General features: G+C 70.3%; 16 protein-coding genes and 1 pseudogene. 10 read left to right on the forward strand and 7 right to left on the reverse strand.

Annotated elements, in window-relative coordinates:
- Positions 1–12: 12 nt before the first annotated feature.
- Positions 13–2,307: an FdhF/YdeP family oxidoreductase gene (locus ACL02T_RS28805; protein WP_412833931.1), complete on the forward strand. Its 2,295-nt coding sequence runs from the start codon at positions 13–15 to the stop codon at positions 2,305–2,307.
- A gap of 430 nt (positions 2,308–2,737) precedes the next feature.
- Here the strand turns inward: ACL02T_RS28805 and ACL02T_RS28810 are convergent, their stop codons facing one another.
- Positions 2,738–4,387, reverse strand: coding sequence for a flavin-containing monooxygenase (locus tag ACL02T_RS28810; RefSeq protein WP_412833932.1), 1,650 nt, complete (start codon positions 4,385–4,387; stop codon positions 2,738–2,740).
- A gap of 91 nt (positions 4,388–4,478) precedes the next feature.
- The gene (locus ACL02T_RS28815) at positions 4,479–6,275 is read right to left on the reverse strand and encodes a sigma-54-dependent Fis family transcriptional regulator (protein ID WP_412833933.1); all 1,797 of its coding nucleotides are present in this window, start codon (positions 6,273–6,275) and stop codon (positions 4,479–4,481) included.
- 165 nt (positions 6,276–6,440) lie between these two features.
- On the opposite strand from ACL02T_RS28815, the gene ACL02T_RS28820 reads away from it, so the two are divergent.
- From ACL02T_RS28820 to ACL02T_RS28840, 5 genes are all read left to right on the forward strand, one after another.
- Complete coding sequence (locus ACL02T_RS28820; protein WP_412833934.1) at positions 6,441–7,208, forward strand: SDR family NAD(P)-dependent oxidoreductase; 768 nt, start codon at positions 6,441–6,443, stop codon at positions 7,206–7,208.
- 31 nt (positions 7,209–7,239) lie between these two features.
- The gene (locus ACL02T_RS28825) at positions 7,240–8,301 is read left to right on the forward strand and encodes an alpha/beta fold hydrolase (RefSeq protein WP_412833935.1); all 1,062 of its coding nucleotides are present in this window, start codon (positions 7,240–7,242) and stop codon (positions 8,299–8,301) included.
- Between the two features lie 34 nt (positions 8,302–8,335).
- Positions 8,336–9,436 (forward strand): zinc-binding dehydrogenase, encoded by a 1,101-nt coding sequence (locus ACL02T_RS28830; RefSeq protein WP_412833936.1) that lies wholly within the window; start codon positions 8,336–8,338, stop codon positions 9,434–9,436.
- A 183-nt stretch (positions 9,437–9,619) separates the two neighbouring features.
- Positions 9,620–10,267 carry a helix-turn-helix domain-containing protein gene (locus ACL02T_RS28835; protein ID WP_412833937.1) on the forward strand — a complete coding sequence of 216 codons (648 nt, stop codon included), beginning with the start codon at positions 9,620–9,622 and terminating at the stop codon, positions 10,265–10,267.
- Between the two features lie 327 nt (positions 10,268–10,594).
- Positions 10,595–10,912, forward strand: coding sequence for a hypothetical protein (locus ACL02T_RS28840; RefSeq protein WP_412833938.1), 318 nt, complete (start codon positions 10,595–10,597; stop codon positions 10,910–10,912).
- Between the two features lie 166 nt (positions 10,913–11,078).
- Here ACL02T_RS28840 and ACL02T_RS28845 read toward each other — a convergent pair whose 3' ends face one another.
- The gene (locus ACL02T_RS28845; RefSeq protein WP_412833939.1) at positions 11,079–11,621 is read right to left on the reverse strand and encodes a dihydrofolate reductase family protein; all 543 of its coding nucleotides are present in this window, start codon (positions 11,619–11,621) and stop codon (positions 11,079–11,081) included.
- 83 nt (positions 11,622–11,704) lie between these two features.
- On the opposite strand from ACL02T_RS28845, the gene ACL02T_RS28850 reads away from it, so the two are divergent.
- Entirely contained in the window at positions 11,705–12,247 is a 543-nt protein-coding gene (locus ACL02T_RS28850) for an alpha/beta fold hydrolase (RefSeq protein WP_412833940.1), read from the forward strand.
- 74 nt (positions 12,248–12,321) lie between these two features.
- Here ACL02T_RS28850 and ACL02T_RS28855 read toward each other — a convergent pair.
- Both ACL02T_RS28855 and ACL02T_RS28860 read right to left on the reverse strand, forming a co-directional pair.
- Positions 12,322–13,590: pseudogene (locus ACL02T_RS28855) on the reverse strand (FAD-dependent monooxygenase).
- 158 nt (positions 13,591–13,748) lie between these two features.
- Complete coding sequence (locus ACL02T_RS28860) at positions 13,749–14,132, reverse strand: cupin domain-containing protein (RefSeq protein ID WP_412833941.1); 384 nt, start codon at positions 14,130–14,132, stop codon at positions 13,749–13,751.
- A 163-nt stretch (positions 14,133–14,295) separates the two neighbouring features.
- On the opposite strand from ACL02T_RS28860, the gene ACL02T_RS28865 reads away from it, so the two are divergent.
- Complete coding sequence (locus ACL02T_RS28865; protein WP_412833942.1) at positions 14,296–14,937, forward strand: LysE family translocator; 642 nt, start codon at positions 14,296–14,298, stop codon at positions 14,935–14,937.
- A 15-nt stretch (positions 14,938–14,952) separates the two neighbouring features.
- On the opposite strand, the gene ACL02T_RS28870 is transcribed toward ACL02T_RS28865, so the two are convergent.
- Together ACL02T_RS28870 and ACL02T_RS28875 are read right to left on the reverse strand one after the other, a co-directional pair.
- On the reverse strand, positions 14,953–15,609 hold the full coding sequence (locus ACL02T_RS28870; protein ID WP_412833943.1) for a maleylpyruvate isomerase family mycothiol-dependent enzyme: 657 nt from the start codon (positions 15,607–15,609) through the stop codon (positions 14,953–14,955).
- A gap of 82 nt (positions 15,610–15,691) precedes the next feature.
- The gene (locus ACL02T_RS28875; RefSeq protein ID WP_412833944.1) at positions 15,692–16,120 is read right to left on the reverse strand and encodes an ester cyclase; all 429 of its coding nucleotides are present in this window, start codon (positions 16,118–16,120) and stop codon (positions 15,692–15,694) included.
- Between the two features lie 143 nt (positions 16,121–16,263).
- Between ACL02T_RS28875 and ACL02T_RS28880 the strand changes: the two genes are divergently transcribed.
- On the forward strand, positions 16,264–16,977 hold the full coding sequence (locus tag ACL02T_RS28880) for a TIGR00266 family protein (RefSeq protein WP_412833945.1): 714 nt from the start codon (positions 16,264–16,266) through the stop codon (positions 16,975–16,977).
- Between the two features lie 128 nt (positions 16,978–17,105).
- The gene (locus tag ACL02T_RS28885) at positions 17,106–17,942 is read left to right on the forward strand and encodes an alpha/beta fold hydrolase (RefSeq protein WP_412833946.1); all 837 of its coding nucleotides are present in this window, start codon (positions 17,106–17,108) and stop codon (positions 17,940–17,942) included.
- Positions 17,943–18,006: the final 64 nt, after the last annotated feature.

Genomic DNA, 18,006 nt, shown 5'->3' on the forward strand with positions numbered 1-18,006 from the left:
GGAGGTTCCCCCGTGTCCACCACGCCCGACGCCACCCCTGCCCCGGTCGATAGGGTCGACGCCGAGGAGTCCGGGTTGCGGGTGGGCCGCCCGGCCTCGCACGCGGCGGGGTTGAAGGCGGTGACGGTGTCGATGGGGCGGGCGCTGCGCCAGATGGGGCCGGTGCGCGCCGCCCGCAACCTGCTGACCCTCAACCAGGTCGACGGGTTCGACTGCATGTCCTGTGCCTGGCCGGACCCGACCGATCACCGGCACACCGCGGAGTTCTGCGAGAACGGCGCGAAGGCCGTCTCGTGGGAGGGCCAGCGCGCCACCGTCGGCCCGGAGTTCTTCGCCACCCACCCGATCTCCGAGCTCGTCCGACGGTCCGACCACTGGCTGGAGCGCCAGGGCCGGCTCACCCACCCGATGGTGCGCCGGGCCGGCGCCGACCACTACGAGCCGATCTCGTGGGACTCCGCGTTCGCGCTGGTCGCGCAGCACCTGCAAGCGCTGGACTCGCCGGACGAGGCGCTGTTCTACACCTCCGGGCGGGCGTCGAACGAGGCCGCGTTCGTCTACCAGCTCCTCGCCCGCGCCTACGGCACCAACAACCTGCCCGACTGCTCGAACATGTGCCACGAGTCGACGTCGGTCGCCCTCGCCCGCACCATCGGCATCGGCAAGGGCTCCGTGTCCCTGGCCGACCTGCACGAGGCCGACCTGATCGTGATCTCCGGGCAGAACCCGGGCACCAACCACCCGCGCATGCTCTCCGCGCTGGAGATCGCCAAGCAGAACGGCGCACGCATCCTGGCGATCAACCCGCTGCGCGAGGCCGGGCTGTTGCGCTTCGACAACCCGCAGACCCCCAAGGGCCTGGCCGGGCGCGGCACCGGGCTGGCCGACACCTACCTGCAGATCCGCTCGAACGGTGACCTCGCCCTCTGGCAGGCCATCGGGCACCTGCTGCTGCGCCGCGACGCCGCCGACCACGACTTCATCGCCGCCCACACCGTCGGGTTCGACGCCTGGGCCGCCCACCTCCGCGACCTCGACCGCGCCGCCGTGCTGGCCGCCACGGGGCTGTCCTGGACCGAGATCGAGGCCGCCGCGGAGATGTTCGCGACCTCGCAGCGGATCGTGAACTGCTGGGCCATGGGTATCACCCAGCACCGCAACGCCGTGGCCACCATCGCCGAGTTCGTCAACGTCGCCCTGCTCCAGGGCATGATCGGCAAACCCGGTGCGGGGCTGTGCCCGGTCCGCGGGCACTCCAACGTGCAGGGCGACCGCACCATGGGCATCTGGGAGAAGGCCCCCGAGGTCTTCCTCGACGCCCTCGGCGCCGAGTTCGGCTTCGACCCCCCGCGTGCGCACGGCCACGACGCCGCTGCCGCGGTCCGCGCCCTGCGCGACGGGACCGCGAAGGTGTTCGTCGGGCTCGGCGGGAACTTCGCCGCCGCGATGTCCGACACCCACGTCACCGAGGCCGCCCTGCGCTCGGCCGCGCTCACCGTGCAGATCTCCACCAAGCTCAACCGCAGCCACCTCACCGCCGGTGCGGACGCATTGATCCTGCCCACCCTGGGCCGCACCGAGCAGGACCGCACCGGCGGGCTGCTCCAGCGGGTCACCGTCGAGGACTCCATGTCCGCCGTGCACGCCTCCCGCGGCCGCTCCGAACCCGTCGGCCCGCTGCTGCGCTCCGAGGTCGACATCCTCTGCGGTATCGCCGCGGCGACCCTCGGCGACCGGTACGGGATCCCCTGGCCGGACTTCGCCGCCGACTACTCCCGGATCCGCGAGCGGATCGGGCGGGTCGTGCCCGGTTGCGAGGCCTACGAGGAGAAGATCCAGCGACGCGGCGGGTTCCCCCTCCCCCACCCGCCCCGCGACAGCCGCACCTTCCCCACCGCGCAGGGCAGGGCGGTGTTCACCGTCAGCCCGCTCGAGGTGATGACCGTGCCGGAGGGCCGGCTGGTGCTGCAGACCCTGCGCAGCCACGACCAGTTCAACACCACCGTCTACGGCCTCGACGACCGCTACCGCGGCATCCGCTCCGGCCGCCGCGTCGTGTTCATCAGCCCCGCCGACCTCACCGGGCTCGGCCTCGCCGACGGGGACCGCGTCGACCTGGTCTCGGAGTGGGAGGACGGGATCGAGCGCCGCGCGGAGGACTTCCGGCTGGTCTCCTACGACACCCCCACCGGCTGCGTCGCTGCCTACTACCCGGAGACCAACCCACTGGTTCCCCTCGATTCCCAGGCCCTCGACTCCGGCACCCCCACGTCGAAATGGGTCGTCGTCCGCCTCGAACGGGTGTGAGAACACGTCGGCACGTCACGTGACGCAGCACGGGCCCTCTCGGCGCATCACAGTCTGACCCTCGTGAGTGGCGATGGTCGCTGTAGCGAATCTCGAGCGGTGTCCACCGTGAGCCGAGCGCGGACCTCGTACTCGGGAAGCTTGGGGCTTGGTCTCGCTGCCGCCGCGACGAGTAGCGCCATGGAGGGTCGTCGCCGGGGCGTGGTCCTCGTATGGGTCGGGTTTGCGGTTGCCGGTGTGGTGACGGGGTCGAGCCGAGCGAACGACGGCTTCAGACTGTCATCTGCGGCGCGCTGCCCTGTGCTCGCCATGAGCGCAAAACTCCGTCCATGCCTCTGCGACGAGAGGCCTCGTCGCGGTTGACGGCCGGAGCCGGCCCTCCCAAGCGACCCGTCGGGAAGGTCGGCTCCGTTCGCTGCGAGACCCGGCGCTACGCGATGCGGAACTTCGGGTAGCCGGCGGCCGCCTCTTCGTCGCACTTCTGCCGGTACTGTCCGACGCCGCCGATGTAGGACAGCAGCCGCCGCGGCTTGCCCGGGACGTTGGAGCCCAGGTACCAGGAGTGGGTCTTCGGCACCAGCGTGGCCGAGGCGACCTCCTCGTGGTGGGCTACCCAGGCGTCCTCGCCGGCCTCGGTCGGCTCGATCACGGTCTTGCCCTGCCCGCGCATGCTGCGGATGGTCGCGGTGATCCACTCGGTCTGCTGCTGCAGGCAGGTGGTCATGTTGCACAACGCGGCCGAGGGGGCGAGCGGCACGGCGGTGGTGAGCATGTTCGGGTAGCCGTGGACCATCAGCCCCATCGTGGTGCGGATGTCGCGGCCCCAGTCCTCGGTCAGCGACCGGCCGCCCCGGCCGCGGATGTCGATGCGGGTCAGCGCGCCGGTGCCGGCGTCGAAGCCGGTCGCGAGGATGATCACGTCGAGTTCGTGGACGGTGCCGTCGGCAAGTTCGATGCCGTTGGGCAGGATGCGGGCGATGGGGTTGTCCTTGACGCCCACGAGGTCGACGTTCTCGCGGTGGTAGACCTCGAGGTAGTTGGTCTCGAGGGGGACCCGGTGGGTGCCGAAGCCGTAGTCGGTGGGCACCAGGATGTCGATCAGGTGCTGGTCCTTGAGCCGCGCGCGCATCTTGTTGCGGACGAACTCCGAGACCGCCTCGCTGACTTCCTCGGAGAAGAACATCTCGCCGAAGCCGGCGAGCCACAGTTTGAGCGAGCCGTCCTGGTAGATCTCCTCGAGGATCTCCTGGCGCTGCTCGGGGGTGCAGTCGGCCCAGGCGTGCTCGAAGTCGTACTCGAACCCGGTGAAGGTGTGCGGGATGGTGGAGCGCAGCTCCTCGAATCGGCTCTTGTACCAGTTCTGCTCCGACTCGCCGTACTTCGGGTTCTTCATCGGCAGCACGTACTGCGGGGTGCGCGCGAACACCGTGAGGTGCTCGACGGTGTCGGCGATGGTCTGGATGACCTGGATGCCGGTGGCGCCGATGCCGACGACGCCGACCCGCTTGCCGGCGAGGTCGACGTTCTCGCGCGGCCAGCGGGAGGTATGGAAGATCGGTCCCTGGAAGCTGTCCTGGCCTTCGAACATGTTGTCCATCGGCGCGGAGAGCATGCCGGCGCAGGTGACGAAGAACTGGGTGTCGATGGTCTCGCCGCGGTCGGTGCGGACGGTCCAGCGGCCGCGCTCGTCGTCGTAGTGGGCGCTCACGATCCGGGTGGAGAACTGGATGTCCTCGCGCAGGTTGAGCCGGTCGGTGACGTAGTGCAGCCACTGTTCGATCTCGGGTTGGCCGGGGAACTTCTCGCTCCAGCTCCAGTCCTTGTAGAGCTGCTCGGAGAACAGGTACTGGTAGATGTAGGCCTCGGAGTCGAAGCGTGCGCCGGGGTAGCGGTTCCAGTACCAGGTCCCGCCCACGTCGCCGCCGGCCTCGTAGGCCCGCACCCGCAGGCCCTGCGCGCGCAGTTGATGGAGCTGGTAGAGCCCGGCGACCCCGGCGCCGAGGACAACGGCGTCGAGCTCGCGATCGACAGCGGAGCTATCGGATGCAGGTGCGGTGTCGGTCGTGGACGTCATCGTCATGTGCCTCTTCCGTGTCCAGGTGGTGCGCGAACACGGACATGGTGTGTGGTGTCCCACACCGGCGAGGTGTCCCAGAGCGGGACACGTTTCGTCAGTCGGTGATGCCGTATAGCTGGAGCTTCCGATACAGGGTGGAGCGGGAGAAGCCGAGGGCAGTAGCGGCTGCCTTGCGGTTCCCCTTGGCCCGCCGGATCGCGTCGATGATGGCGTCACGCTCGATCTGGTCGACCTGCCGCAGCGGGCTGCGCGAGGCACTCTGGCAGTACGCGGGAAGATCTTCGGCCTGGATGACACCGACCGGCCGGCGGGACACGGTGCAAGCCAGCACCTCACGCAGCTCACGGATGTTGCCCGGCCAGCGGTACCGCCCGAGCACCCGGGAGGCGTCCGGGGACAGCCGGAGCTCACGATGGGGCGCGAGCTCCTGGAGGATCGATCGGACGAACGCCATGAGGTCGCCGGTCCGATGCCTCAGGGGCGGGACGGTGGTCGACTGGCGAAACAGTGCAAGCAGCGTTCCCCGGTCGGTGCCGGAGGGCTCCGACTCGCCTGCGGTCCCCCCGAGCAGGCCGGGGATCGAGCTGCGCTCGCCCAGGCAGGCAAGCAACGCGTCCGCGGTGCGACTGGAGAGTTGGTCGACGTCGCACAGGATGTACAAGTCCTCTTGCGGGTCTGTCATGGCCAGGAGGCACCCGATCTCGCACGGCTGCTTCTCTGCGTCCCGAGCCTCGATGCGGTGCAGGCGGACCCCTGGTCGCTCGGCGTGGACCAGCTGGGCGAGAAGTGTGAATCGGCCACTGCCGGGCTCACCGAGGACGAGGACTGTCTCATCGGCGTTCAGGGCGCTGCGCACAGTCGCCTCGGCTGCACGCCATGCGGGCGAGCTGCTCGCTTGATCTCGGAGTGATGCCGCAGTCGCCCGCGGTGGTGCAGCGGCCGTGGCGGACCGAAACGCCGGGACCGACCCGGCGCTTTCGCGAAGCGGGGTGACGACGCCGATCATGCCTGCGACGTCGCCGCCGACCGTCACCGTGGACCCTCGGAGCCGGATCTGCAGCCCGGAGGGCAGATCGACCTTGTCGTCGACGGTCGAGTGGCGCGGGGTCATGAACCGGATGTGGTCGTGCAGCGCCTCTTGGTCGCTCGATTCGAGCAGGGTCTGCATGGCGGTGTTGGCCACGACGAAGCGTGGGCCGACGGCGACGACGGCGTCACGGGTGCGGGAGTCGACGCGCGAGTAGACGTCGAAGAGGGCCTGCTGGGCCTCGTTGCGGTCCAGCAGCAGGTTGTGCTCGATGCGCTGTGCGGCCGAGCGCACGAGAGAGTGCATGATCGGCGTGGAGTGGTCGCTCAGGCAGCTGATGTCGAGCACGCCCTCGATCCGGCCGGAGAAGGGGTCACGGACCGGGGCGCCTGCGCAGGCGAAGGACTGGAGATTGTCGACGAAGTGCTCGGCGCCGACGATGTGCACCGACTGGCCGAACTCCAGGACTGTCCCGACGCCGTTGGTGCCCACGCTGCCTTCTTCGTAGCCGAAGCCCTTGGCGAAGTAGACGCGGTCGAGGATCTTGCCGATCCACGGGCTGCTGTCTCGTCGGACGAGTATCCGTGCTCGGCTGTCGGTGAGCGCGACACACATCGGCACGTCCGAGATCTGCTCGGACAGCTGATCGATCACCGGCTGGGCGCAGCGGACGAGCCGCGACTTGAAGTCGAGCTCGGTGAAGTACGGGCTGTCGACGCAGTCCGGGTGCACACCGCGCGACATACTGCGTCGCCAAGAGGCGGCAACATGATCGGGCACCCCGGGGGCCAGCGCCCCGTTGCCGTCGAGCAGGTCCGCGCGGGCGGAGGCCAACAACAAACGCCGGTCAGGTATCTCGGCCACTACGCAACACCTCCTCGTGTCCCGCTGTTCATGGTGCGGCCGGGGTCAAGGCCACGACGTGTCCCATTACAGGACACGTCGTGCTGCTGGGACACCCCCGACAGTGATCTGGATCCCACGAGCGCGCAGCGAGTTCGAGACCCATCTCGCCAGGAGGAACCAGCAATGTCTCGTCTGAGCGGCAAGGTTGCCGTCGTCACCGGCGGAGCGAACGGCCTCGGCTTCGCGATCGCCACACGACTGTCCGAGGAAGGGGCCGCCGTCGCGATTCTCGACCGTGACCCGGCCGGGCAGGGCGTGGCCGAGAAGATCGCCTCTGGTGGAGGGCGGGCGATCTTCCGTGCCTGCGACGTCACGGCGGAGGACGAGGTGGCCGGCCGGATCCGCGAGGTGGCCGACGAGCTCGGCCGAGTCGACGTCCTGGTCAACAACGCCGGGGTGGAAGGCGTCAACCAGCCGACGGACCAGCTCGAGCTCGCGGAGTGGGAGCGGGTCATGGCCGTCAACTGCACGGCGGTGTTCCTGTGCACCAAGCACGCCATCCCGCACCTGCGCCAGGCCGGGGGTGGCTCGATCGTCAATATCTCCTCGATCTACGGCCTCGTGGGTGGCGGCGACATCCCGCCCTACCACGCCTCCAAGGGCGCGGTGCGGCTGATGAGCAAGAACGACGCGCTCACCTACGCCCCGGAGAAGATCCGGGTCAACAGCATCCATCCCGGCTTCGTCTTCACCGACATGGTCAACCGCTACGTCGACGAGGCAGGCATGGACCGCGGCGAGGCCCGTACCGCCCTCGATGCGCTGCACCCCCTCGGCGGCACCGGCACCCCCGACGACATCGCCTGGGGCGTCGTCTACCTCGCCTCCGATGAAGCCCGCTGGGTCACCGGGAGCGAACTGGTGATCGACGGCGGCTACACCGCCCGCTAACCGCCCACTCCATCAACGACGAGGAGCACAAATGATCGACAACCCCTTCTACTCCCACGAGTTCCACGGCGACTACGACCTGGTCTCCATCGGCCGCCTGGACTTGGAAGAGGGCGGCACGATCCCGGACTGCCAGCTGGCCGTCGCCACCTTCGGCACCCTCAACGACGCGAAGGACAACGCGATCCTGGTGACGACCTGGTACTCCGGGACACACCAGATCTGGCGAGAGCAGTACATCGGGCCCGGCCACGCCCTCGACCCCGACAAGTACTTCATCGTCGTGGTCGACCAGATCGGGTCCGGGCTGTCGACCTCCCCACACAACGCCGACGGCCCCAACGCCGAGATCGCCATGGCGAAGTTCCCGCACGTGCGCATCGGCGACGACGTCGTCGCCCAGGAACGGCTGCTGCGCGAGCACTTCGGCATCGACACCCTGCACGCCGTCGTCGGCGGCTCAATGGGCGCCCAGCAGACCTACGAGTGGGCCGTACGCTTCCCCGAGAAGGTCAAGCGCGCCGCACCCATCGCGGGCACCGCGCAGAACACCCCGCACGACTTCCTGTTCACCAAGGCCCTCACCGAGGCGATCACCTCCGACCCGAGCTTCGCCGGCGGCGAGTACAGCTCCAACGCCGACGTCGTCGACGGGCTCAAGCGCCACGCCGGCATCTGGGCCGTCATGGGCTTCTCCACCGAGTTCTGGAAGCAGGAAGTCTGGCGGGCACTGGAGTTCGACTCCAAGGAGGCCTTCGTCGAAGGCTTCCTCGAGCCCTACTTCACGGCGATGGACCCGAACGACCTGCTCTGCATGGCGTGGAAGTGGCAGCGCGGCGACGTCGCCCGCCACACCGGCGGCGACCTCGACGCCGCCCTCGGCCGCATCACCGCGAAGACGTTCGTCATGCCGATCAGCGAAGACATGTTCTTCCCCGTCCGCGACTGCCGCGCCGAACAGGAGAAGATCAAGAACTCCGAGCTGCGCGTGATCGACGACATCCTCGGCCACCTCGGCCTGTTCGCCGTCGCCCCCACCTACATGCCGCAGATCGACCAGCACCTCGGCGAGCTGCTCCACAGCCCGGCCTGACCGGCGCTCCGACCGGCGGTCGGCGGGTTGTCGAGTGCCCGCCGACCGCCTCCCCAGACATGAAAGGAACATCATGACCGCAACGATGCGAGGCCTCGCGTTCCTCGGCGACGGACAGGTCGGGCTCGTCGAGCGCGACATCCCCACGGCCGGGCCCGGTGAGGCCGTCGTCCGCTCCACCGCCTCCCTGATCTGTACCTCCGACGTCCACACCGTCGCCGGCGTCCTGCCCGTTCCCGCCGGACGGTTGCTCGGCCACGAGAGCGTTGGCGTCGTGCACGCGATCGGCGACGGCGTCACCTCGGTCAAGGTCGGCGACCGCGTCGCCGTCAACGCCGTCACCCCGGACGGCACCTGCGACTACTGCCAACGCGGATTCACCTCGCAATGCGGCGGCCCGCTCGGCGGCTACCGCTACACCGCGCAGAAAGACGGCAACCTCGCCGAGTACTTCCACGTCAACGACGCCGACTACAACCTCGCCCCGATCCCCGACGAGCTCGCCGACGAAGTCGCCGTCTACGCCTGCGACATGCTCTCCACCGGCTTCGTCGGAGCCGAGAACGCCCACATCCCCCTCGGCGGCACCGTCGCCATATTCGCCCAAGGAGCGGTCGGGCTCTCCGCCACCATGGGCGCCAGACTCCTCGGAGCCGGGCTCATCATCGCCGTCGAGGGCCGGCCCGACCGCGCCGCGCTGGCCAAGCAGTTCGGCGCCGACATCGTGATCGACCCGTCCGACGGGAACGCCGCCGAACAAATCGCCGAGATCACTGGCGGCGGCGTCGACTCGGCCATCGAAGCGCTCGGGTCGCAGGCCACCTTCGAGGGCTGCCTCCGCGCGACTCGGGCTGGAGGCACGATCTCCAACCTCGGCTACCACGGCGAAGGCGGCCCCACCCTGACCATCCCGCTCGACGCGTTCGGCCTGGGCATGGCCGGCAAGCAGATCACCACGGACCTGTGCCCCGGCGGGCGAGACCGGATGGAGCGGCTCATGCGCCTCCTCGCAACCGGCAAGGTCGACCCGAGCCCGATGACAACCCACCGCTTCGCCGTGGGCGACGCGGAGGACGCGTTCGCGGTCATGCGCGACAAGCGGGACGGCGTGATCAAGCCGTTGATCACGTACTAGTGCGTTGACCACGTACCTTCACCGGGTTGGCGACACGCCGGTCCGGCTGCATGGCAGGTGGGGCAGAAGCTTCCACTCTCGGTGCTGACATCGAGTCGGCGGCGGGAGCGAGGGCTTCGGGTGGCAGGACCGGTCAGGGCACGACGGTTGACCATGAGGAGGGGCGCCGGCTGACTCAAAATCGTGCGCCGCGAACGCGGGCACCCGATCCGGGTCCGGCGGGCGACGATCATCATGGCCTCGTCATCCGGGACTCCGACTCCGGCGATCGCCCGGCTCGTCGCCGCGGACGAGGACACCGTGCGCGATGTGATCCACGCGTTCAACGAGAAGGGCTTGGCCGCGTTGGACCCTCAGTGGGCGGGAGGCCGTCCCCGCCTGATCAGTGACACCGACATCGCGTTCATCGTCACGACGGCCAGCACCCGCCCGGGCAAGAACACCAAGCGCGACCGGGCCGAGGAGGTGACCAGCCGATTCCCGGACCGCTGCTTGGCCTTCGACCAGTTCGGGCCGCTATCGATCCGGCCCTGCCACGGGTCGACCTGGGCGCGGGAGTCGAGACCGAACCGTCTGCCGGCGACCTACACCCGCACGCACGGCATCCGCTACTTCCACGGCTGCTACAGCCTCGGCGACGACCAGCTGTGGGGCGTGACCCGCCGTCGCAAGGGCGGCGATCACACCCTGGCCGCGCCCGGGAGCATCCGGGCGGAGCGTCCGGACGGCGCGAACGCGCCCGAGTCCGCAGCGAACACCACCGCCGCTGGGGCAGACCCGCTGCCGCATGACCCGGTGAACCTCTGTGGTCACCGCACTAGCCATCGCTAGCCCTCACGGCGTGTGAGTGCTGGCTCCTGCCTCTCGACCCCGCAACGTTCGACGCGGTCTGGTCGGCCCGATAGCTCAGTCAGAGCCACAGAGAGACGCGGGCTCCGCCCGTACCCGGCACCGCTCAGAGATCGGGGGGAGGTGCGGCGGGCGGTGATCTCCTCACAGCGCGCCGACACGGCAACTAGGCCGAGGGCCAGGGCACAAGGCGGGAAGGCGTGCCCTGTGCCCCGGCCCTCGACCTGGCAGGGATGAACCCGCGCCGCGAGGAGATCACCTCAGGCCCAGCTCATGGGCAGAGGCCCTAGCGAATGCCACTCTGTGACCATGTGGCGCTTCACCACCGACGAAATCCGAGCGACGGCTACTCACATCGTCGAAGGCCGACTCGGCATGCTCACCGCGATCACTGCGGCCACTGGGCGCTACGCCGAGGTGGTTGCGGCGGTCGCCGGGGCTGAGGATCGAGCCGCGGCGCGTGCTGCCGTGCGCGAGCTGCTCGGCGTGGACGAGACCGCTGCACGGGCTGTCCTGGACCTTCGTTGGGAAGATCTCCACGAGGAGTCTTGCCAGGCGTTCGACGCCGAGCGCGACGCTCTCGCCGCGGAGTTGGCGAGGCGGCGCTTGGAGCCCGCCGACAGCTGACCCGGAGACTGCCCTGCGCCAAATACGCGCCGAAGATCGGCCGGCGGGGCCTCGGCTGCTGCTGTCCGCGCAGGTCAAGAGCCATGATCGGTGGGCAAGCCGGTTCCCCCTAAAAGGGTCACAGTGTGGGTTCGAATCCCACCGGAGGCACCGTGCCCGACCAGCCCTACTTCCGTACGTGGAAGCGGAGCATCGTCACGGACCCCGACTGCCTGTTGTCGAACGGTTCGAGGTCGATCCTGCCGAGGCCCGAGGTCGAGAAGCGCACGCCGTCGCCGAGGAGTACCGGCAGGACGTACACCAGGACCTCGTCGACGAGACCCTGCTGCAGGCACTGACTCGCCAGGTCGGCTCCGAGGATCTCCAGGTTCTTCCCACCCGCGGCGGCACGCGCCGTGGCGACGGCCTCCGCGAGATCGCAGCTGAGGAAGGTGACCCCGGGCTCCGGCTCGTCCGGCGGCCGGTGCGTCAGGACGAGCACCGGCCCCCCTTCGTACTCGGCTTCCTCGGTGTGCATCCGCTTGCCGACCTCGTGAGTGCCCCGACCCACCAGCATCGCGCCGGTGGCCTGCATGACCTCGGGGAACGTGTCGTTGTCCGGGTGCTCGAAGATCCAGTCCATCGCGTCGTCGGGGCCGGCGACGAAGCCGTCCAGCGACATCGCCCTGTTCACGACGACCCTGCCCGGGCCGGCGTCCGCATCACTCATGTCCACTACGACCGGTGTCTTGTGGCGTGGTTCCCCACCGTGTCCGAGCAGCCTGGACTGCGCACGTTCCGCCTCGTGGGGCCGTGATCGGGCTCCAGCTCGCGCTCGACCGTCCGGGTCTCGTGCGAAGCCTCGTCCTCGTCGAGCCCGCAGCGGCGCCGACCCTCATCCCTCCGGCGGCGGCCGCCGACTTCGGCCAGTTCGTCAGATCCGTGGCGGCAACGGCCGCCGCCGGCGACCTTGCCACTGCATTCGACACCTTCATGCGCAGGATCTGTGCAGAGGACTACCGGACCGTGCTCGTCGACGTCCTCGGCGCGGACGGCCTGCAGCAGGCGGAGCGTGATTGCGGTTTCTTCTTCCGCGACGAGGGCCCGGCTATTCGAGAATGGAGCTTCTCCGCATCCGATGCCTCCCGCATCTCTCAGCCAGTTCTCCTGATCCAGGGAGGTGCGAGCCCGCCGCTTGTCCACGGCATCGTCGCCGGGTTGGCAGAGATGCTGCCGAGCGCGGAGATGACGACCGTCCTCGGCGCCGACCATCTCCTCCCGCTGCGCGACCCGGGAACTCTCGCCACCATCGCTGCTGGCTTCATGGGAAAGCATCCGATCTCAGCGAGTATCTGAGGAGGACCATCCGGACCGAACTGGTCGACCTGCCCCGAGGTGTACCCGAGTCCGGACAGGGCACGCGGCGGGGCTCACCCGGCGGCGCCGAACCACCGGGGCAGGGTGTCGAGCAGGTCCTGCTGGTCCTCCCCGACCCACGCCACGTGACCGTCGGGCCGCAACAGCGCGGCGGGCACGTCGAGCTCCTCGCTGACGTCGACGACGTGGTCGACCCGGTCCGCCCAACCCTCGACCGAGAGCCGGCCGGTCCGGTCGAGGAGCAGGCCGCGGCCCGCGCGTCAGCTCGTAGAGGCGGCCCTTCTCGAGCTGCACGTCCCGCATCCGGCGGCCGACCAGGTCCGGCCCCGGGCCGAAGTCGTAGCGGATGCCGATGGCGGTGATCTTCTCGATCAGGTGCCGGTTGACCTCCTCGAAGGCCATCAGCTCCTCGACGAGCCTGCGCACGGCCTGCGCACCGCTCGTGGTGGACATCAGCTCCATCTGCGCACGGGTGTTGTCCAGGACGGCGGTGGCCACGGGGTGTCGCTCGGACTGGTAGCTGTCCAGCAAGCCCACCGGCGCCCGACCCGCGACCGCCGCCGCGAGCTTCCAGCCGAGGTTGAAGGCGTCCTGGATGCCGAGGTTGAGGCCCTGTCCGCCGGTCGGCGGGTGGACGTGCGCCGCGTCACCGGCCAGGAACGCGCGGCCCTCGCGGTACCGCTCGGCCTGCCGGGTGGCGTTGCCGAAGCGGGACAGCCAGCGCGGCGAGTGCACCCCGAGGTCGGTGCCGGCGACGGCCCGCAGCCGGCTGCGGAAGTCCTCGAGGGTCGGCCGGACGCCGCGGTCCTCGGTCACCCCGACCGCGGGCACGACGACGCGGTACCGCCCGTCGCCGACCGGTCCGAGGCCGAACCGCTTCTCCGTCTCCCGGACCTCCGCCACCACCGCGGCCACGGTCTCCGGCGGCGCGGTCACCTCCATCTCGCCCAGCAGCGTCTCGACGGTCGAGGGCTCGCCCGGGAACCCGATGCCGAGCAGCTTCCGGACCGTGCTCCGGCTGCCGTCGCAGCCGACGAGGTACCGGGCACGCAGCCGTGCGCGGTGTCCAGCCGTGGCCACGGCGCCGGGATGCCGGCGAAGAACCCGCCGACCTCGTACTTCCTCCCGTGTTCCAGGAACCGCTCCAGCAGGCCGCGCTGGTCCATCACCTCGATGCTGCGCACGTGGAGCCCGAGCGAGCGCACGAACGGCGGCTGCTCGGCCTCCTTCTCCAGCACGACCACGTCCACGTCGTGCAGGCGCAGCTCCGCCGCCAGCATCATGCCCGTCGGCCCGCCGCCCACGATGATCACGTCGGCCATGCATTCGCCCCGATTCCTGCAGGTCCTGGCTTCGGCGGGCGATTCTGGACCACGACCCGGGTCTTGCCACAAGGCACCCGGGGCGCTATACGTTGACAGTGGCGGGAGGTCGGTGACGGCCTCGTCCCCCCGCCCGGCGTCGAGCGCCGGCCCCCCTGTCAGCCTTCGGCCGTGGGCACGTGGTGGATGTCGAACGGCTTGTTCGTGATGAAGAGGAACGTGCAGTCGGCGTCCGCGGTGGCGCCGTGCTGCATGGTCCCGCCCTCGGGGAACCAGACGAAGCTGCCGGGTCCGAAGTCGCCCTGGTGCGTGTTCAGGACACCGTCGAGCACGTAGATGCCGTGGCCACAGGGGTGGGTGTGCCACGTGTTCGTGAACCCGGCCCGGTACACCATCTTCACCACCATCATCCCCGTGTCCGGGTCGTCGTGGAGCGGCACGTGCTCGAGGTGGGCGTTGATGGCGGGCACGGGGAAGTCCTGCCACTCCGCGGTCGTGGTGTCGACGACGGTGAGGTCCACCGGCTTCAGAGTCTCGGTCATGAGGTGCCCCTCCGACGTGGGGTGTTCCGGATCGGTGGCCACCGGCTTACCACCCCGTCATGCCACGTCAAGCCGCCGTTGCGCCGCCCGGGTCCGCAAACCCGTGGTGATCGCGCGGGTCAGGTGCTTGTGTGGTGGGCGCACCGTGGAAGGGGCTCGGCCCGTGATCCCACCGTCCGCCGTCGTCGGCGTCGCCATGATCGCCCTCGGCATGGTCCTCACGCCGGGGCCCAACATGATCTACCTGGCCTCCCGGGCGATCTCCCAGGGCAGGCGCGCCGGACTCGTCTCGCTGGCCGGGACCGGCGTGGGGTTCCTGTGCTACCTCGGGGCCGCGGTGGCCGGGCTGTCCGCCCTGTTCGCCGCGGTCCCCGCCGCGTACACGACCGTGAAGATCGCCGGCGCGCTGTACCTCGGGTGGCTGGCCTGGGGCATGCTGCGGCCGGGCGGCCGCTCGCCGTTCGAGGCCCGCGACCTGGAGCCGGCGTCCGACCGGCGGCTGTTCGGCACGGGGTTGCTCACCAACCTGCTCAACCCCAAGATCGCGCTGATGTACGCCGCGCTCCTGCCGCAGTTCGTCGATCCGTCCGGCGGGGCGGCCTGGAGCCAGTTCCTGCAGCTCGGCGCGGTCCAGATCGTCGTCGCCCTGGCCGTCAACGCCCTGATCGTCCTGGCGGCGGCGTCCGTCGCCCGGTTCCTGGCCGCCCGTCCGCGCGCGATGACCGTCCAGCGGTGGGTCGCGGGGAGCCTGCTGGGCGCGTTCGCGGTCCGGACCGCGGTGGGGCCCAGCCCGGCGACTCCCTGAACGGGTGTAGCACGGCTAGCGCGGACGGCAGCGCTCGCGGAGGGTCGGCACACCGGGCCCGTCGAGGTCGTCGCAGTAGGTCGCGCGACCGGCCATGCCCATCACCAGCGCGACGGACGGTCCGCGGACCAGGGGCCCGTCGCCGTGGGCGAAGGGGCCGTCGGTGGCCTCCAGCCGCAGACCGGCGACCGCCTTCTTGCTGGTCACCGCGAAGTCCCGGCTCGCGTAGAACGTCGCCACGGCGGTGAGCGACTCGATCGACGGCGACCGCCGGATCCCGAGGGGCCGGCGGACGTCCTGGCCGTGCACGACGACCTCGCCGAGCCACGCGGCCGTGTGCCCGGACGCCGCCCGGGTGCTGGTGACCACGGCGCGGAAGCGGTCGAGGGCCTCGGCCGGGGTGGCGCCGCGGTGCTCCGCGAGCCGCCGGGCGTTGTGGAGGTCGGCGTCGAAGCGCGCACCGAGGATGCTGGTGACCCACCGGACCGTGCCGGTGCTCGCGGCAGCGGTGAGGTGCGCGACGACCTCCTCGACGGTCCAGCGGCCGCACAACGACGGCGCCGCCCACCCGTCGTCGTCGAGCCCGGCGAGGTCCTCGGCCAGGGCGGCGCGTTCCGCGTGGACGGCGCCCCACAGCTCGTCACGGGTGGTCGGCAGGACGGGCTCGGGCACGCTCGATCTCCCCACTCTCGGCTCTCGGACGGGCAGACCGAGGGCGGGTGCGGAACTCATCGGCGGGCCGGGCCCGCGAGCGTCAGTGCGGCGGCGGGACGACCCCGAGCTGCACGAGGAGCCCGAGGGTGTCGGCGCAGACCCAGCGCTCGACGCACCGGCCGTCGCGGAAGTGCAGGATCGTGATGCCCGGCAGGCTGATGTCGCGCCCCGTCGGCGGGATGCCCATGTAGTCGCCGTCGTGCCGGCCCGTCAGCGTGAACCGGCAGGTCAGCCGGTCGCCGTCGCTGAACGTCTCGTGCAGCTCCAGGTGGTTCTCCGGGAAGGCGGCGAACATGGCCTGGTACGTCGCGCGGGCGCCCTGCATGTCCAACGGTTCCGGGGACAGGCCGTGCAGCCGGATGTCCTCGGAGTAGATCTCCAGGTAGCCCTCGAGGTCACCGGCGTTCCAGCGGTCGATGGCCCGGGCGAGCGCGGCCTCGTTGCGCGAACTCGTGGTCGTCGTGGTCAACGTGGCCTCCTCGCGGGGAGCGACCGGTGGGCGGGGCGGACACGGTACTGCGACGGATCTGCGTCCGGCTGCCGCCGTTCGGCCCTTGTCCTCGGGCGTCCGGGACCCTTTCGGCGCAGCCGCGTCGCCTCTACGTTCCTGCCATGCAGACCCGGATCATGGGCACGACGATGCCCGTCCTGGAGATCACCATGGGCCCCGGCGAGCAGGTGATCGCCGAGGGCGGGGACGTCGCGTGGCTGTCCTCGGGATTCGACCTCGAGACGTCGACCCGGTTCGGCTCGGGCGGCCGGGGCGGCTTCATGAGCGGTCTGAAGCGGGCACTCGGCGGCGGGCAGCTGTTCCTCACCGAGTACACCGCCCCGCAGGCCGGCGGGTTCGTGGCCTTCGCGACCGACCTGCCGGGCACGATCAGGGAGCTGCGGGTCGACGCCGCGGACGAGTTCATGGTGCAGTCCGGCGCCTACATGGCCAGCACCGCGAAGGTCGAGGTGTCGGTCGGGCTGCAGAAGAAGCTCGGCGCCGGGATCTTCGGCGGTGCCGGCGTGGTGTTCCAGAAGCTGTCCGGCGACGGTGTCGCCTGGGTGCAGCTCGCCGGCGAGATCAGCGACTACGACATCCCGGCCGGGCGGTCCATGCTGATCCACCCGGGGCACCTGGCGCTCTACCGCGCCGGGATGGAGCTCCGGTTCACGTCCGTGCGCGGGGTGAAGAACAAGCTGTTCGGCGACTCGCTGATGCTGGCGGAGATCCACGGTCCCGGGCACGTCTGGCTCCAGTCGATGACGGCCGAGAAGCTCGCCTCCGCGATCCAGCCCTACCTGCCGGAGCACTCGTCGCCCTCCGACAACAGCTGATCTCGGTCCCGAGCCGGGGGAACGGACGCCACGTCGTCCACCATCCGGCGGTGCACCCCGTTGGGGCGCAGTCGCACCCTCATTCGTCCGGCGCGCCGGCACGCGCGCTTCGACCAGGGGAGGACGAGATGGCGACGGTCGAGGTCAACGGCACCACGCTCTACTACGAACGACGCGGAGAGGGCCCCGCGGTCCTGTTCATCTCCGGGGCGACGGGCGACGCCGGACACTGGACCGGGGTGGCCGACGCGCTGGTCGACGAGTTCACGGTCCTGACCTACGACCGGCGCGCCAACTCCCGCAGCCCGCGGCCGGAGGGGTGGGACGCGGCGCCGATCGACGAGCAGGCCGACGACGCCGCTGCCCTCCTCAGGGCGCTCGATCTCGCACCGGCCGTCGCCTACGGCAACAGCTCGGGCGCGACCATCCTCACGAGCCTGACGCTGCGGCATCCGGAGGTTCTCCGCGGCGCGATCTTCCACGAGCCGCCGTACGCAGCCGTCGCCTCCGGTGGCGAAGCCGCCGGCGCGCAACTGCAGGCGGTCGTCGAGGAGGGGATGGCCGAGGGCGGCCCGCCGGCGGCCATGGAGAAGTTCATCCGCTGGGTCGCCGGGGACGAGGTGTTCGAGTCGCTCGACGACGACCTCCGCATCAGGATGCTGGGCAACGGCGAGGTCTTCTTCGGCCTGGAACTCGCAGACGTGATGAGCTACCTGCCCGACCAGGAACAACTCGCGGAGGTCCGGGTTCCGTGCGTGGTCGCGGCCGGCGTGGACAATTGCGATCCGGCCGCGCAGCACCACTGGTTCTGCGAGGCGTCGCGCTGGTTCGCGGATCAACTCGACGCTCCGTTGATCGAGACCCCGGGTGCCCACGTCCCCCAGGTGACCCATCCCCAGGCGCTGGCGGAGGTGCTCCGGCCGATCCTCCGCAAGCCACCCGAATCCGCCCGCGCCGGAGCCTGACGCTCCGGCCGGCCCTTCCTGCCGGACGGGCGCGGCCTTGCGCCGGCCCGTCCGGTGCTGTCGC

Source organism: Pseudonocardia oceanicola, from assembly GCF_047200735.1.
Taxonomy (GTDB): domain Bacteria; phylum Actinomycetota; class Actinomycetes; order Mycobacteriales; family Pseudonocardiaceae; genus Pseudonocardia.